Source organism: Kyrpidia sp. (genome assembly GCF_023512215.1).
In the GTDB taxonomy this organism is placed as follows: Bacteria; Bacillota; Bacilli; order Kyrpidiales; family Kyrpidiaceae; genus Kyrpidia; species Kyrpidia spormannii.
Map to the genome: position 1 here is coordinate 1 of NZ_JAILZZ010000003.1, position 14,989 is coordinate 14,989.

Annotated in this window: 14 protein-coding genes; 4 read left to right on the forward strand and 10 right to left on the reverse strand. The window is 60.8% G+C overall.

Annotated features, from left to right (window positions below):
- Positions 1-95 precede the first annotated feature (95 nt).
- The 3 genes from K6T64_RS02250 to K6T64_RS02260 all read left to right on the forward strand — a co-directional run bounded on the left by K6T64_RS02250 (position 96) and on the right by K6T64_RS02260 (position 2,502).
- A complete protein-coding gene (locus K6T64_RS02250; protein WP_288008372.1) occupies positions 96-653 on the forward strand; it encodes a Uma2 family endonuclease in 558 nt (185 codons plus the stop codon).
- A gap of 62 nt (positions 654-715) precedes the next feature.
- Entirely contained in the window at positions 716-1,975 is a 1,260-nt protein-coding gene (locus tag K6T64_RS02255) for an HD domain-containing protein (protein ID WP_288008373.1), read from the forward strand.
- 5 nt (positions 1,976-1,980) lie between these two features.
- A complete protein-coding gene (locus tag K6T64_RS02260) occupies positions 1,981-2,502 on the forward strand; it encodes a hypothetical protein (protein ID WP_288008374.1) in 522 nt (173 codons plus the stop codon).
- 175 nt (positions 2,503-2,677) lie between these two features.
- Here the strand turns inward: K6T64_RS02260 and K6T64_RS02265 are convergent, their stop codons facing one another.
- A complete protein-coding gene (locus K6T64_RS02265; RefSeq protein WP_288008375.1) occupies positions 2,678-3,064 on the reverse strand; it encodes a TIGR03826 family flagellar region protein in 387 nt (128 codons plus the stop codon).
- A 118-nt stretch (positions 3,065-3,182) separates the two neighbouring features.
- Complete coding sequence (locus K6T64_RS02270; protein WP_288008376.1) at positions 3,183-4,346, reverse strand: GerAB/ArcD/ProY family transporter; 1,164 nt, start codon at positions 4,344-4,346, stop codon at positions 3,183-3,185.
- Positions 4,347-4,659: 313 nt separating this feature from the next.
- Between K6T64_RS02270 and K6T64_RS02275 the strand changes: the two genes are divergently transcribed.
- Entirely contained in the window at positions 4,660-6,570 is a 1,911-nt protein-coding gene (locus K6T64_RS02275; RefSeq protein ID WP_288008479.1) for an APC family permease, read from the forward strand.
- Positions 6,571-6,638: 68 nt separating this feature from the next.
- Here K6T64_RS02275 and K6T64_RS02280 read toward each other — a convergent pair whose 3' ends face one another.
- The 8 genes from K6T64_RS02280 to metK all read right to left on the reverse strand — a co-directional run bounded on the left by K6T64_RS02280 (position 6,639) and on the right by metK (position 14,891).
- Complete coding sequence (locus K6T64_RS02280; protein ID WP_133121325.1) at positions 6,639-6,839, reverse strand: hypothetical protein; 201 nt, start codon at positions 6,837-6,839, stop codon at positions 6,639-6,641.
- 235 nt (positions 6,840-7,074) lie between these two features.
- Positions 7,075-7,872: a ComF family protein gene (locus tag K6T64_RS02285; protein ID WP_288008377.1), complete on the reverse strand. Its 798-nt coding sequence runs from the start codon at positions 7,870-7,872 to the stop codon at positions 7,075-7,077.
- Between the two features lie 125 nt (positions 7,873-7,997).
- Positions 7,998-8,879, reverse strand: coding sequence for a DegV family protein (locus K6T64_RS02290; RefSeq protein WP_288008378.1), 882 nt, complete (start codon positions 8,877-8,879; stop codon positions 7,998-8,000).
- An 84-nt stretch (positions 8,880-8,963) separates the two neighbouring features.
- Positions 8,964-11,240: an SF1B family DNA helicase RecD2 gene (gene recD2 / locus K6T64_RS02295; RefSeq protein ID WP_288008480.1), complete on the reverse strand. Its 2,277-nt coding sequence runs from the start codon at positions 11,238-11,240 to the stop codon at positions 8,964-8,966.
- Positions 11,241-11,479: 239 nt separating this feature from the next.
- Positions 11,480-11,725 carry an alpha/beta-type small acid-soluble spore protein gene (locus K6T64_RS02300; RefSeq protein WP_013076908.1) on the reverse strand — a complete coding sequence of 82 codons (246 nt, stop codon included), beginning with the start codon at positions 11,723-11,725 and terminating at the stop codon, positions 11,480-11,482.
- A 114-nt stretch (positions 11,726-11,839) separates the two neighbouring features.
- Positions 11,840-12,406: a glycosyltransferase gene (locus tag K6T64_RS02305; protein ID WP_170086503.1), complete on the reverse strand. Its 567-nt coding sequence runs from the start codon at positions 12,404-12,406 to the stop codon at positions 11,840-11,842.
- Positions 12,407-12,496: 90 nt separating this feature from the next.
- Positions 12,497-13,333, reverse strand: a complete 837-nt coding sequence (locus K6T64_RS02310; protein WP_288008379.1) for a response regulator transcription factor — start codon at positions 13,331-13,333, stop codon at positions 12,497-12,499.
- 349 nt (positions 13,334-13,682) lie between these two features.
- Positions 13,683-14,891, reverse strand: coding sequence for a methionine adenosyltransferase (gene metK / locus K6T64_RS02315; RefSeq protein WP_288008380.1), 1,209 nt, complete (start codon positions 14,889-14,891; stop codon positions 13,683-13,685).
- Positions 14,892-14,989 lie beyond the last annotated feature (98 nt).

The window sequence follows — 14,989 nt, forward strand, 5'->3', positions numbered from 1 at the left end:
GCGACTGACCTGCACGAATTTTCGTTGTTTCCCTGGCGAGACTTGCGCTATACTGGGCCCAGAACGGTGAAATTCTCCTTCGGGCGGGATGAAGGTTGCCAAGACCCAGGACCAGCGGCTCCGGTCGCTACACCTACGAAGATTACCAAACATGGGATGGCGAGGAACGGTGGGAGCTGATCGACGGTGTCCCTTACCTCCTGGCAAGTCCCAGCACGGAGCACCAGGAGATTTTGATGCAACTGTCGGTCGAAATCGGCGGATATCTGCGCGGCAAGGCGTGTCGCGCCTTCGCCGCGCCCATGGACCTGACTTTCTCTCCGGATTCCAAAACGAAAGACGTGGTACAGCCCGATCTTTTCGTGATCTGTGACCCGGTGCCGCCCGGCCCCCGGGTGATCGGCGCGCCCGTATGGATCATCGAAATCCTGTCTCCCTCGACGGTGGCGAATGATCTCATCCGCAAAATGAACCTGTACCAGAGGGCCGGGGTGACGGAGTATTGGATCGTCGATCCCATGGAAAATCGCATCCACGTCTACCTCCACGACGGCATCGTCCTCCGCTGGCAGAGGGAATATCAGCCCGGTGACACCCTGGCGCCTTCGATGTTTAGCGACCTCGTGATGCGAGTCGACCAGGTTTTTGGATAGGAGGCCGCTTGGGAGACCTTGAATGAATAATAACGCAGCCGATAGAAAATGAGGGATCCAATATGCCATATGAGCCGAAGTTTGAAATCCGAGACCCGATCCACGGCTTTATCGAGCTCAGCCGAAGTGAACTGCGGATTGTGGACAGTGCTCCTTTTCAACGATTGCGGCGAATTCATCAACTTGGGACCACTTACCTTGTTTATCCAACAGCAGAACACACACGCTTTACCCATTCCCTTGGCGTCATGCAGATGTCAACCCGCATATTTGATCGACTCGTAAATAAACACCACACGGAATTGAACTGGACGAAACAACAAATCATGAAATACCGACAAATGCTTCGACTGACAGCATTGTTGCACGATATTGGCCATGCACCGTTTTCTCACACATCAGATAGTATTTTCCCGGCGGACCTCAATCACGAAATGATGGGCGCAAAGATTATTTGTGAAACGCAAATTGGGGACATCGTTGACGAAATCGGCAAGCCATTTGACTTCGGCAGACAACACATAGCTGACATGATTACCCAGGGATTACCCGAAAAGGATTATCGTTTACTCCGAGATCTTTTAATCGGTGAACTCGATGCTGATAAGATGGACTACCTGTTAAGAGACTCCATGTCACTGGGGGTCGAATACGGAAAATTTGACCTGCCGAGAATCCTACAAACCTTGTGCTTGTTCCCCCATGAGAGGACGTGGAGGCTGGGTGTCGAGGAAGGAGGGGTACAAGCTGTTGAGGGATTGGTAATGGCAAGATATTACATGTTCGTGCAAATTTATTTTCACAAAACTCGTCGGGTCTATGACAAAATGATGGAGCGCTTTTTGCAAGACCTTCTGCCAAACGACCGAAAAACACTACCCGATAACGTGGAGGAGTATTTGAACTGGGATGATATACGCGTTTTGGAGCGTGCGAAAGAGCATCCGTCGCCATGGGGGCGGCGGATTCTAAACCGGGAACACTTTGTGTTAGCGTATCAAGCACCTGCCCGCCGACCTCTAAGCTCCCAAGAAACCAAACGGCTCAAGGAATTGCTTCTTGACATCGAACAGACGTTTGGATATAATCAAGTCATAGCCGACTTCGCCTCCAAGACTCCTATCAAATTTGAACATGAAGAGGAACCTACGATATGGGTTGTAACTTCCAATGACGACGAACCGAAACCCTTTCAAGACGTCGCTCGCATTGTTAGTAAAATCGACGAACCGATCCTGTATGCTAGGATCTATTGTGAGCGCGGACTAAAAAACGACGTGCACAAATTTTCCAGGCGCAAATTCAAGATGGAATGGGAGTGACAATGATGGGATTGGGTGCACTCGCAGCATATGTCACCATGCGACAAGGCCAAATTAAAGGGAAAAAAGCCTTTCAAAAGATTTTCTACTTTTTAACATCATCCGGCATTCCAACCGGCCTTACGTTTCGTATTTATCACTACGGTCCCTACTCATCTGCTTTGGATTATGAAATGGATAACATCCATATGCAAGGGGCTATCACCATGGAACAGGAACAGAATGGAAGATTTCTGGCCTGGACCATTCAACCGGGCCCGCAAGCCCAGGATATGATTGCCGAAGACCAGATCGTAAAAGAATATAAGTCCAAGATTGACGATCTGCTCAGCATTTTGCCGGATGACCCGAAAACCCTGGAATTATGGTCAACGACCCACTTTGTCATTGTGTCGAAAAAGAGATATGGCAAAAATGCGGACCCGGAATCTGTAATAAAGACAGTTCAAGAGATTAAAGGAGATAAATTCTCACTTGACGAAATCCGCAACGCCTATGACGAATTGATGGATCATCAACTGATTTGAGAATTATGACCGAGTTTTACGAGATGCAATCCCAAAACAGGTTAAAGAGTTAGATGTGCGGGCCAGAAGGTGTCCAGCCCTTATTCTCTCACACCCTTTCTAAACGGCCCAACCATGCCCCGTGCACCCTTCCATCGGAGTGGGATCTCCCGCCCACTCCCTCCACCTCCAAACCTTACGACCGCTTCGTCCAGCCCGGGCGGGTGTGAAACTTGCCGTCATCGTCCTTCTTAACCTGCGCAAACCCCTTGGCCAACTCGGCGGTACACCGGTCACAGAACCGCCCGCTGGTGATCTCGCGGCCGCATCGCTCGCAGGGATAGCGCATATTCCCCCCGCTCACCACCGTGAGGCGACCTTCCCGCAAAAACTGCAGCACCAAATCGGGATCGACCCCTGTGGCCTCGGAAACTTCGACGATCGTCGCCCCCCGGTGCTGCGACACGTACTCCCGCACTTTCTGATAAAGCTCTTCTTCCTCCCGCCGACAAGCCGGGCAAACCTGCTCGCGGCCCACCTTTTGATAAATCCGCCCACACCGCTTGCAGTTGGCAAAATCCACGCCGCGCACCCCCCCGCCGCAACCGCGCTCGGGCCTCCAACCCGGCCCACATCCTTATTGCAAAAATTTCGTCCCGCTCCCGGCAGTCTCCTGCACCGATCCCACCCCGCGCCACGTCTCACCCCGCTGCGCTCCGCCCCAACCACCGGCCGAAGCCCCGGCGGACCCCTTGCACCACCACCGCCGCCAAGGGCAGCCCTACGCCGCCCGCCATCGAGAACCCCCAGCCATCATTGATGATCTCGTACCGCATGTTAATACCGCTGGAGAACAACATCAAGCTCCCCGCCCATACCAGAATCGCCCCGGGGACGACCACAGGCCGGTGGTGGCGAAGGCCCGCCCACTGGCTGATTGCAGTGGCCAGGGTGTAATGAAGCACCGACACTTTTAGAAACATCGTCGCCAAGATGCCGATCACATAGATGGCATCCAGCCGCTCCAAAAAATCCGCCACCCTCAGGGCTCGAACCACTTCCAGGGTCGGATAATGCACGTGCTGCCGGGAGTCGCCGAGAATCGTCGTCACCACCGTCTCCGCCAGGAGCCCGGCCACACTGATGGCCACCACCGCCACCCACAGGGGCCGATAAATCCTCCCCCCCGCCACCGCCGGGCGAATTTGAACCACCGTCATGAGTTCCACACCATACAGCCAGGGCACCACCGTCGCCCGGAGCACCGGGTCGAGGCCATCCGCCAACACCGGCTGCACATGGTGAAAATCCGCATACTGCAAAGAAAAAAGAGACAGGGCCATCACAAGCACCACTCCGACCGGGGTAATGATCTCCCCCATCCGTCCCACTGCCTCAAGCCCTTGGGTTACGGCATAAACCACCGGAATAAAAAAGAGCCCGGCCATGACGTACCCCGGGGTGTCGGACAACAGCGTATCCGTGAGAAACAGCACCATTTGACGAATGGCCGTGGCCTCCGTGACATACAGCCAAACCAACGACCCCAAACCCACCGCCCGACCGAACCAGGGGCCAAAAACCGTGAAATAGCCTTCCATCATCGTCTGGCCCGGGAACATGCGCCGAAACCCCATGATGACGAGAACCACGACCGCACCCCCGATAAAGAAAAGGGGGCCCGTCAACCAGGCGTCCCGCACGACGAAGCGGCTGATGGCAAACGGGAGAAAAAGAATCCCGGTGCCCAGCACCAGCCAAATCATCAAAAAGGACAATTGCAATTCCGATAACTGCTGTTTTACCGCCTTCCACCTGCCTTGCCCATCGGCACGTCTGCGCCGCTCTAGCCGACCGGGACACATCTGGTCACATGCAGTGTGCGCGAATTCGGCCGCCAATATGAAACCGAAGAACTGTTTGATCGGCCAAATTTCCCCCCGTCCAACCCTCCCCCTTTTGCCGGGGGCCGGGCCGCAGTATACTTCGGAGGTAAAGGTGAGGGCCGGCTTCAGCGCGCCGGTTTCTTGCCTTGGTGTTTCGGCATTCTGAATCCGTCGTCGAAAGGGGGCGAAGGCCCTGGTCGAGAACCCGGCGGGCGGCACGCGGACCAAACAATGAAAGCCGCGCCCCAACAGGAAGCGGACCGTGGTCCCGGAAACTCGATCAGGTGCGGTTATGCTGGCCTCTTTGGAACCCTGGCTTCACCCGGTGCTCATCGTCCTGGCGCTTCTTGCTATCGGCTTTGCGATCTTGAATTTTGGCGCCGTCAAGCGCATCCTGATCGGGCGCCCCATGCGCACCCGGGAGCTTTACGCCAAACACACCAAACTGTTGTGGTACGTGGCTTTGCCGGTCCTGGCAGCAGACTTGTACTCATCGGTGGCTTACGGCCCGGAGGCGGGCATGACGGAGCTCGCCGGCCTCGGGGATTCGGCCAAATGGCTGATTCTCCCCATCACCGCGGCCACGGTGTCTCTGCTCGTCATCCTGATCACCTCCTACATCATGGGCATCATGGCGTATCCCGACGGAGGCGGCGCCTATGCCATCGCGAAAGATAATTTTCGCCGGCCCTGGGCATCCCTGGTGGCGGCCAGCGCCCTCCTGGTGGATTACGTGCTCACCGTCGCCGTCTCCGTATCCGCCGGGATTCAGGCCGTGTCCTCCGCCTACCCCCAGGTGATTCCTTATGAAACGACCCTCTCCATCCTGTGCATTTTGATCATCCTCCTCGTGAATTTGCGCGGGGTGGCGGAATCGGCGTCGATTTTTGCCTGGCCGACAATCCTGTTCATGATCAGCATGATGACCTTGATCTTCGCGGGATTTGTCAATGAGGCCCATCACGGGTTCCACCAGGCCGTGACGCCCCCTCTGGGCGTGCTGCCCGCCGGGCTGACCCTGCTGCTCGCCCTCAAAGCGTTCAGTTCGGCGTCTTCAGCGTTGACGGGGATCGAGACCATCTCCAACTCTGTGCCGGTTTTCCGGGAGCCCCATCAGAAAAACGCCATCAAAGCGTACATCGGTCTCGGGGTCATCACCGGGATCACCTTGCTGGGTTTTGCCTGGCACCTGTATGTCCAGGGCATCTCGGTGAACCCGAACAACACCATGCTCTCCCAGCTGGCGGGGTTGTATTTTGGCCACGGGGTGGTTTATCAGGTGATCATTTGGTCAACCTTCATCGTCCTCATCCTCGCCGCCAACTCCACCTTTACGGGTTTCCCCCAATTGGCGGCTTTGGTGGCGGCGGACGGCTTCCTCCCCCGGGCCCTGACCATCCGGGGCGACCGGCTGGGCTACTCCAACGGCATGCTGGTGCTGGCGGCCCTGGCCTCGTTGCTGATCGAAGTGTTTCACGCCGAGACCAACGCCCTCATCCCCCTGTACGCCATCGGGGTGTTCCTGTCCTTCACCGTGGCCCAGGCGGGCCTTGTGCGACGGTGGCTGCGGCTTCGCCAGGGGATTTGGCCCGTAAAATTGGCGATCAACGCGGTGGGGGCCGGGGTGACGGCTCTGGTGGCCATCATTTTCGCCGTGACCAAATTCACGGACGGGGCGTGGATTGTGATCGTGGTGCTGCCCCTCTTGGTCGCCCTGTCGGCGGCGGTGCACCGCCATTATGAGCAAATCGGCCGGGAGCTCGCCATCGACCTGGCGGAGGAACGCCCGGAAACCCATTCGGTGATCTCCATCGTGTTGGTGTCCGGGGTCCATCGGGTGGTCCTGAACACCCTGTCCTTCGCCCAAAGCATTCACACAAACGTGATCGCGGTTTATGTGGGGTTTGACGAGGAGTCCATCGAGAGGATGAAAAAAAAGTGGGAGGCGTGGGGCTCGCCGTGCAAGCTGTATACGCTGAAGAGCGAGTACCGCTCTCTTCTCCGGCCGTTGTCCCTGTTCATCCGCACTTTGGAGAGGATCGAGGGCGGGCCGGACCGGGTGCATGTGATCGTCCCCCAGTTCATCCCGAGGCGGTGGTGGCACAATGCGCTCCACAACCAGACGGCGCTCCTGATCCGATTGTGGCTGATGCGCAACCGGGATGTGGTGGTGACCACGGTGCCGTACCATTTGCACCAATAGAGAACTTGCGGGATGCGGTGCGAGGCGCCCATGCCTGCGCAAAAAATGGGCCTCCGCAAGGCCCGGGTTCATTCTTCGTCCGTTTCCAGATCCCGATAAGCGAAGACCACCAAAGCGTTGAATTCCCGGCGGTCCTTAACCAAGGAAACAGAAATGGGGTCCGCCCGCTCGGCGTCTTGGGTCAGCTGGATCTGGCTCTTGATGTGGGCCAGGGTCGGCCCCTGAAACATCTCCACAAACGTGCGGCGCGTGTTTAGGCCTGAGGCCACCGCCTCCACCTCCGAACAGTGAGGAATGCTCCTCAATCGCTCAGTGTATGCGAGCGGTCGGTCCGGGTTGCCAGTCCATTGGCAAACACGGCCCGTCCCACCGCCGCCCGCCTTTTTCATGTTGCCACAGAAATGCCGCGACGTCTATGGCTCGAAAGGCGGAATTTTGCGCAATTCGTGAAAAACCGCCGACCTCGCCTCTCTCCAGCCGTGGCCGCGCTCCTTGTTCCAGACTTTACCTGGCGATGACCAGCCCGTACACCTCCCGGGCACCCCCGGCCCGGAGCACCCGGGTGCAGGCCTGCGCCGTGGCCCCGGTGGTGAGGACGTCGTCCACCAGCACCACCGCCCGCTCCCGAATCTCCGCAGCCTCCGGGGAGAGGGCAAAGCGGCCCTCCAAGGCGGTGAGCCGCTCCCGGCGTCCCCGGGTCGCCTGGCTCCGAAGCTCGCCCCGGCGCTCCAGGGCTGGCACCGCCGCTCGGCCCACGGCCCTCCCAAGCCCCTTGGCCACCCGCTCCACATGGTTCCAACCGAGAGCCCTCCTCTTTTCCGGGTGCATAGGCACGGGCACGATCAGTGCGTCTGCCGGCGGATTCAGGTCCCGCCACGCCACCGCCAGCATCCCCGCCAAAAGCTCCAGCGGACCGCCGTCCCGTTGGAATTTCACCCGATGAATCGCCTCCCGCAGGGCTCCCCGATATGCCCCGTAGGCGCAAACCCGGCGCAGACCCAAGGGGTGTCGGAGGCAGTCTCGACACAGCCCCGGAGCCGGCGTGCTCCTGGCGCACCCCGGGCAGTGGGGCGGATGATGACGAAGGATGAGTTGCCCGGCACAGCGGTCACAGGCGGTGGCCAAACGGGGCCTGTCCAGCTCTGGAAGTCCTACAGGGACCAGGTTCCCCCGGCGGCCGCAAAAAGGACACCCAGGAGGCGGCGGCCAAAGTGGATCAAACCACGTCCGCAGGCGGCCACCGATCCCCGGGGCTTTCCGTTTCCCCCCGCTCGCCGACTCCCCACCAAACCACTGGTCCACCCTCAAACCTCCTTCCCGCGCCAAACCCCCGCCACGAGTACAACCCCATTGACGAAGCCTCCCCGCCTTGCACCGGGTTGTAAACCGTTGATGAGCCCCGGTCCATGTCGCCGGGGTGACTCAGCTTACCCTTGCGCCGGATAATGAAGCAACGCCAAGACTCCCGGGCCCACGTGGGCCCCGAGCACCGGGCCGAGCTCCCGCACCGGGACGGGCTGCTCCGCGGCCATGCCCTCCACCCTTTGACGCAGGGCTTCAGCGTCCGCCTCACGATCCGAATGGATGACGCAGATATTCTGAGGCCCTTCCGCCACCGCTTCTTCCACCCGCTCCAGGATCCGCTCCACCGCCCGGCGGTGGGTCCGCACTTTCTCCGCCACGGCCAGCCGTCCTTCCTCCAGGGTGAGAATAGGTTTCACCTGAAGCATCGTTCCCATCAGCGCCTGGGCCGCCCCCAGCCGTCCGCTGCGGTGTAGATAATTCAGATCGTCTACGACAAAATACGCCCGCAACTGCCCCGCCAAGGTTTCAAGGCGCTTGGCGCACTCCTGCGGAGACCGGCCCGCCTTTGCCATCTTCAGGGCTTCCACCGCCAGCACCTCCATCCCGTAAGAGGCGAATCGGGAATCCACCACCGCGACGGGGCCGGAGACCTGGGACGCCGCCGTCCGGGCCGCCTGAGCCGTCCCGCTCAGCGCACTGGAGAGCACGATGCACACTACCCCCGTGTACTCTTCCAGTAGTCGGGAAAATACGTCAACGAACTCCCCCACCGGTGGCTGGGAGGTGGTGGGGGGAGGAGCCCCCTGTTTCAACCTGGCATAAAACTCTCTGGTCGCAAGGTCCACGCCCTCCCGATAAGCCTTGTCGCCGATAATGACCGTCAGTGGGACCACCGTGAGGCCAAGGGCCTGGACCCGATCCTCCGGGATTCCCGCCGTGGAATCCACCACCACGGCAAAAGAAGGCTTCTGCCCATGAACACCGCCCATTACCACGCGCACCATCTCCCGTCCGTCTCCACGTGTGACCCCAGCCGGGCAGATCCGGCCGGACCCGCCTCTTCGCTCAAGCCAAACACCACCCCCATTTTAACCGCCGGGGATTAAATCCTCCACTTCCCCCCGCAGGCGGGCGGCGAGAAGGGTCAAACGGCTGTGCCCGCGCACCCGGGCGATAGCCCGTTGGAGCGCCCGGCGGTCCCCCAGGAGCACCACCAATCGTTTCGCCCGGGTGACCGCCGTGTACAGCAGCGCCCGCTCCAGGACCACCGTATGGGCGGGCACGACGGGGATCACCACGGCGTCGTATTCGCTCCCTTGGCTTTTGTGCACCGAAAGGGCATAAGCGAGCTGCAGATCATCCCACTCCCCATCCCGATACAACACCCGGCGAGGGCCGGCGGGATCCGGGTATTCCACCGTCATGTCCCGTTCCTCGGGGTCGATCTCCACCACCCGGCCCACATCCCCGTTAAACACTTCTTTTTGATAATCATTGCGGACCTGCATCACCCGATCCCCCAGGCGAAAAACCTTGCCCCCCGCCTGGACTTCGGGCTTATCCGGCCCCGGAGGATTCACCTCGCCCTGAAGGCGGGGATTCAATCCCTCCACCCCGAGCGGACCCCGCCTCATGGGGGTCAGGACCTGAATCTCCCCGTCCCCGCCGATAAATGTCGGCAAACGCCGGACATATAGGGACACCACTTCCCGCGCCAACGCCTCGGGGTCCCGGCGTTCCAACCAGAACCAATCCCCTTCCGGCGACCGGAGTTCGGGCAACTGCCCTTCGAGAATCCGATATGCGTTGCGCACGATACCGCTTTCCGAAGCCTGGCGAAACACCCGGGTCAGCCGCACCACCCGGGCCAAGCCCGAGGCGATAATGTCCTCCAGCACCTGGCCGGGCCCCACCGAGGGCAACTGGTGCGCGTCCCCCACCAGGATCAGGCGGGTGCCCGGGGCCAAAGCCCGGAGAAGGGCATAGAGGAGGAGCGTATCCATCATGGAGCACTCGTCCACCACCACGGCATCCGCCTCGATGGGCCGGGATTCGTGGCGCTGGAACCGCAATCCCCGGCCTTCCACGTGCCCCGCCTCAAGGAGGCGGTGAAGGGTCTTGGCAGGCCGCTCGGTGCTCTCCTCCAAGCGCTTCGCCGCCCGGCCGGTGGGGGCGGCGAGTTCCACCTTCCGGCCCTGCTCCTCCAAGCGCCTGAGGATTTCCCGCAGGACCGTGGTCTTGCCCGTGCCAGGACCGCCGGTGATCACCACCAGAGGAGCCTCGGCCGCCGCCCGCACCGCTTCGAACTGTTCTGGAGTCAAAATAACATCCCGGCCACCCTCGGGTGAATCGAACGGAGCGGGCGAATCGGACGACGCGGTCCGGCAACCTTCCGGTCCTGGGGACGTGTCGTCCTCCTTATCGGCGGCAGGCGAGGTCTCCTTCGGCCCGAGCGGGCCCGCCTCGGTAGCCGACCAAAGGGTCATGGCCGTCAACCGTTGGGCCGCCCCCCGTTCCGCGTGGTAATAAACGGCCGGAGAATAGTAAACCCCGCCCCTCTCCCCGGTGACCACGCTCCCGTAGACCCGCCGCCGGGCGATCAGGTCGGCCATCGCCCCCTTTACCGCGTCCGGCGGAGATTCCAACAGCCGCACCGACCGCTCCACCAATCGGTCTTCCGGCAGACAGGTGTGCCCTTCCTCCGCCCCTTGCATCAACACATACAAGACCCCCGCCTGCAAGCGCCCGGGATCGTCCCGGGCAATCCCCACCTCCCGGGCAATGCGGTCCGCCGTCGCAAAGCCGATGCCCGACACCTCCTCGGCCAGCCGATACGGCGTTTGTTGCACCACCGCCAGGGCATCGTGCCCAAACGTCCGCCAAATCCGCCCGGCCAGCCCCGGCCCCACGCCTTTATCCTGCAAAAACATCATCAGGTCCCGCATCTGCCGGTGTTCCCGGTATCCATCCGCGATCTGCTCCGCCTTCCGGGCCCCGATCCCCTCCACTTCCCGAAGCCGCCCGGGCTCGTCCTCGATCACCCTCAAAATGTCTTGTCCAAAATGATCCACCAGCCGTTCGGCAGTTTTCGGCCCCACCCCGCGAATCAATCCTCCGCCGAGGAATCGAATCAACCCCTCTCGGCTGTTGGGAGCGAGACTTACCACGTGAAGACAATCCAACTGGGCCCCGAATCGGGGGTGATGTTTCCACCGCCCGGTCAACCGCAGTCGTTCTCCAGCCCGCACCTGCTGTCGGGCCACCGCCGTGACTTCCGGACCACCGTTTTCCGGCCGCAGGACAAACACCGTGAATCGGCCGTCCTCCGACGCGTAGGTCACCCGCTCCACCACACCGACCACCATTTCCAACCGTTTCTCCGACCTTTCCCTTGCCGTCGGCCGCGCTTTTCCCTGTCTTCACGTCCTGTTCGCCTCTTGGCTCAATTCTACACGGGCCGTCGGTTCTCCTTCCGCACCCCGGGGCGGGCGAAAAAAAACGGGCGGTCACCGTCGATCGGTGTTCCCGCCCTGACTCGCCCTACCTGTCCGTCGCTCCGGGTTTTGTTCAGGATCCCCGGGCACTTTCCATCCCTGTGACTCCGTTAAGCCTGAGGAGTACGACCAGCCCCCGCTCCGCCGTAGTTGGCCAGCTGCTGCTCGGCCAACGCCACCAGCTTACGGGTCATGTTCCCCCCGATCGCCCCCGTATCCCGGGTCAACATCGTCCCCCAGTAGCCGTCCTGGGGCACCTGAATTCCGAGTTCCTGGGCCACCTCGTACTTGAACTGATCAAGGGCTCGGCCGGCCTGAGGAACTACGGGGGTATTCCGCTTTTGGCCACGCGCCATCTGCTCTCCCCCCTTTCGCTGTTGGGTATTTGGTAGTCTCTTCAGAACCCGGGGGTTTATGCGCAGACGCGCAGCAAAATTCCCGGCCGACCTTCCCCCACCCTCTGCAAAATCTCAAAACATGTGCCGTTCCCGCTCCCCCGTCCCCGCCGCCTCAGCCCGGCGCGCCCCGGACTCGGGTCCAAGCCCATACAGCGCCCGGAGGGTTGGCATGACCGTCTCCAAGCCGGCTCCACTCCGCAGATCAAACCCGACCCACCGCCTGGGCGCCGGGGGCGCACCTCCGGCCCGCGACGGAAGGGGAAGACCGACGGCTGCCCCCCACCCTGCGGAGCCTCCCGTCACCCCGGGCAAGACCGCACCGACCCCCGGCGCTCTTCCGGCTGTAACCGGATAGGCTTCCAGCCACGTCTCCCGCTCCGCCAATCGCTCCACAATCGCCATGGTGTCGTCTACCGATCCATCGTCCACCACGACCACCCGCAATCCCGGAACCGCCACCGCCACCTCGGCGGCAATCCGCCTCAGCAAGCCCTCGATAAACGACTCGGCGTTCCGGACCACCAGGGTCACGTCCGTGGGCGGAAACACCGGCCGCCGATAGCTCAAAAGGCCAAATATATGCCAGACCGCGCTAATGAAACCATAAACGGAAAATATCCACAATAATACGGCCAACATGCGGCAGCACCTCCCTCGGTGCTGCCATGATATGCCGGGCCCATGGGCGGGGTGATTGCCCAGTACTCGCCGGGCCCGCCGGTCGTTCCCCTAACTCAACGTCACCCATCCCCGCCGCAGGGCAACCAGTACCGCTTGGGTGCGATCCCTGACCACCAGCTTATCGAGGATGCTCGCCACGTGATTTTTCACCGTTTTCTCACTCAAGACTAAAGCTTTTGCAATATCCCGATTGCTCCGCCCCTCAGCGAGGAGCTGAAGCACCTCGAACTCCCGTTTCGTCAAAGGCGCCACGATCCCTGGCGCCCTGTCTTCCCCGGCCTCTTCCGATTCCAATTCTACCATCCAATCCCACCCGGCTTCCCCCCTCGAAGCGTCCCGCCTTTCCCCGGCAGGCGCGTGAACCGCCAGGGCGGGAGTGGGAGCCGCCACCGCCGCCGGAACCTGGGCCCCGCCCCAGCCGACGGCTTCCCCGCATGCCGCATCCTCCCTGCCCTCGACCAGGACGTTTCGGAGCACCTCCAGGACGACCCGGGCCACCGCCGGGTGGAGATAAGCCCCGACCCTGGCCAGACCCCGGATGCCATCCACCAAGCCCGAGGCCCCCACATCCTTCAGGAGCACCCCATCAGCCCCCGCGGCCAAAACCTCCACCACTCGGCCATTCGCCTCATGGGCCAGCACCATGACCCGGGTCTCCGGGCGGATCGATTTGATCATGCTGACTGCCTCAGCGGCCTTGTCCCCCGCCGTCGCCAGGTCGAGCACCACCACGTCGATCGGGGTATTCTCCAGGACATTTTGGATCTCTTGAATATTGCGGACCTCTCCCACCGGCATCATTTCTTTTTCCATCTCCAGGATGGAACGCAGACCCCGGCGGTACCGAAGGTGATGGTCCACCAGTAGAATCCGTATCTCTGCCATAAACCATTCCCCATTGCACCTGACATCTCACAGCCCGTTACCGGGAGGTACCGAACTGCTGATTCCACCGATCCGTTTCCCGACTTGTATGTATGTGGTTCCATTATACCTTGCCCTGCCATCACTTGGACAGGACAAATTTCGACAGAATTCGCGCAGGGCAAGGCCTCCGGCCTTCTCTGCATACCTCCGCCCCGGCCTGTGCTTTCGCCGGCCTCTTCCGAACCGATGCGGGCGGAAATAAAAAAGGGACGCCGTTTCCAGGCGTCCGATTGCAATGGGGTAAGGGTGATACTACAGTATACGTCGACCCTGTCCTCGGTATGAGGGTACTCTGGCCTTGTCCGAGTCATCCGCCGATCAACTTCAGTCCCGCCGCCTCCCGAAGGATCTCGGCTTTGTCAGTCCGCTCCCAGGGCAGGTCCAAATCCGGCCGTCCAAAATGCCCATAAACCGCCGTCTGTCGGTAGATGGGACGCCTGAGGTTCAATTCCCGGATGATCCCCGCGGGCCGCAGGTCAAAATACTCCCGAACCAACTGCTCGATGCGCTCTTCGCTGATCCGCCCCGTGCCAAACGTATCCACCATGATGGACACCGGCCGGGCCACTCCAATCGCATAGGCCACCTGAACCTCGCATTTGTCCGCCAGCCCTGCCGCCACGATATTTTTCGCCACATACCGGGCCGCGTAAGCCCCGGAGCGATCGACTTTGGTGGGGTCTTTCCCCGAAAAAGCCCCGCCGCCGTGCCGGGCATACCCGCCGTAGGTATCGACGATGATCTTTCTCCCGGTTAACCCGGCGTCCCCCTGGGGGCCGCCAATGACGAACCGCCCGGTGGGATTGATGAAAAACTTTGTGCGGACATCGATCATGTGTCGGGGCACCACCGGATCGATGACGTACTCTTTAATGTCTTTTTCGATGGTGTCCAGGCTGACCTTCGGATGATGCTGGGTGGAGATCACGATGGTGTCCACCCGCACGGGCCGCCCGTCCTCGTACTCGATCGTCACCTGGGTTTTGCCGTCCGGGCGAAGATACGACAAAAGCTTTTCCCGGCGCACCTCGGCCAGGCGCTTTGCCAGCCGATGGGCCAGGGAGATGGGGAGCGGCATCAGTTCCTCAGTTTCGTTCACGGCAAATCCGAACATGAGGCCCTGATCCCCGGCCCCGATGGCCTCGATTTCCTCATCGGACATCTCGCCGGTCCGGGCTTCCAGCGCCCGATTCACCCCCTGGGCGATGTCCGGGGACTGCTCGTCGATGGAGGTGATCACCGCGCAGGTGTCCGCGTCAAAACCAAACTTTGCCCGGGTATATCCAATCTCGCGAATGGTTTCGCGGACGATTTTCGGAATATCGACATAACACTCCGTCGTGATCTCTCCGGCGACCAGCACCAGTCCCGTGGTCACGGACGTTTCGCACGCTACCCGCGCCATCGGATCTTTCGCATAAATCGCATCCAATACCGCATCGGAGATCTGGTCGCACATCTTATCCGGATGGCCTTCCGTCACGGATTCCGACGTGAACAGGTACCGCCTCGGCACGTGCCACTCCTCCATTCCTGGGCGCAAATCCGCATCAAACCCGCTGATAAAACGTAATAATTATAGTATGCGTTCCACCTGGCGTCAACGGGAAAAAT

Excerpts from the sequence above, each read along its gene's own strand:
- K6T64_RS02255 (WP_288008373.1), top strand. The coding sequence starts at position 716 with ATGCCATATGAGCCGAAGTTTGAAATCCGAGACCCGATCCACGGCTTT.
- K6T64_RS02260 (WP_288008374.1), top strand. The coding sequence starts at position 1,981 with ATGGGATTGGGTGCACTCGCAGCATATGTCACCATGCGACAAGGCCAA.
- K6T64_RS02270 (WP_288008376.1), bottom strand. The coding sequence starts at position 4,346 with ATGTGTCCCGGTCGGCTAGAGCGGCGCAGACGTGCCGATGGGCAAGGC.
- K6T64_RS02275 (WP_288008479.1), top strand. The coding sequence starts at position 4,660 with ATGCTGGCCTCTTTGGAACCCTGGCTTCACCCGGTGCTCATCGTCCTG.
- K6T64_RS02290 (WP_288008378.1), bottom strand. The coding sequence starts at position 8,879 with ATGGTGCGCGTGGTAATGGGCGGTGTTCATGGGCAGAAGCCTTCTTTT.
- recD2 (WP_288008480.1), bottom strand. The coding sequence starts at position 11,240 with ATGGTGGTCGGTGTGGTGGAGCGGGTGACCTACGCGTCGGAGGACGGC.
- K6T64_RS02300 (WP_013076908.1), bottom strand. The coding sequence starts at position 11,725 with ATGGCGCGTGGCCAAAAGCGGAATACCCCCGTAGTTCCTCAGGCCGGC.
- K6T64_RS02305 (WP_170086503.1), bottom strand. The coding sequence starts at position 12,406 with ATGTTGGCCGTATTATTGTGGATATTTTCCGTTTATGGTTTCATTAGC.
- K6T64_RS02310 (WP_288008379.1), bottom strand. The coding sequence starts at position 13,333 with ATGGCAGAGATACGGATTCTACTGGTGGACCATCACCTTCGGTACCGC.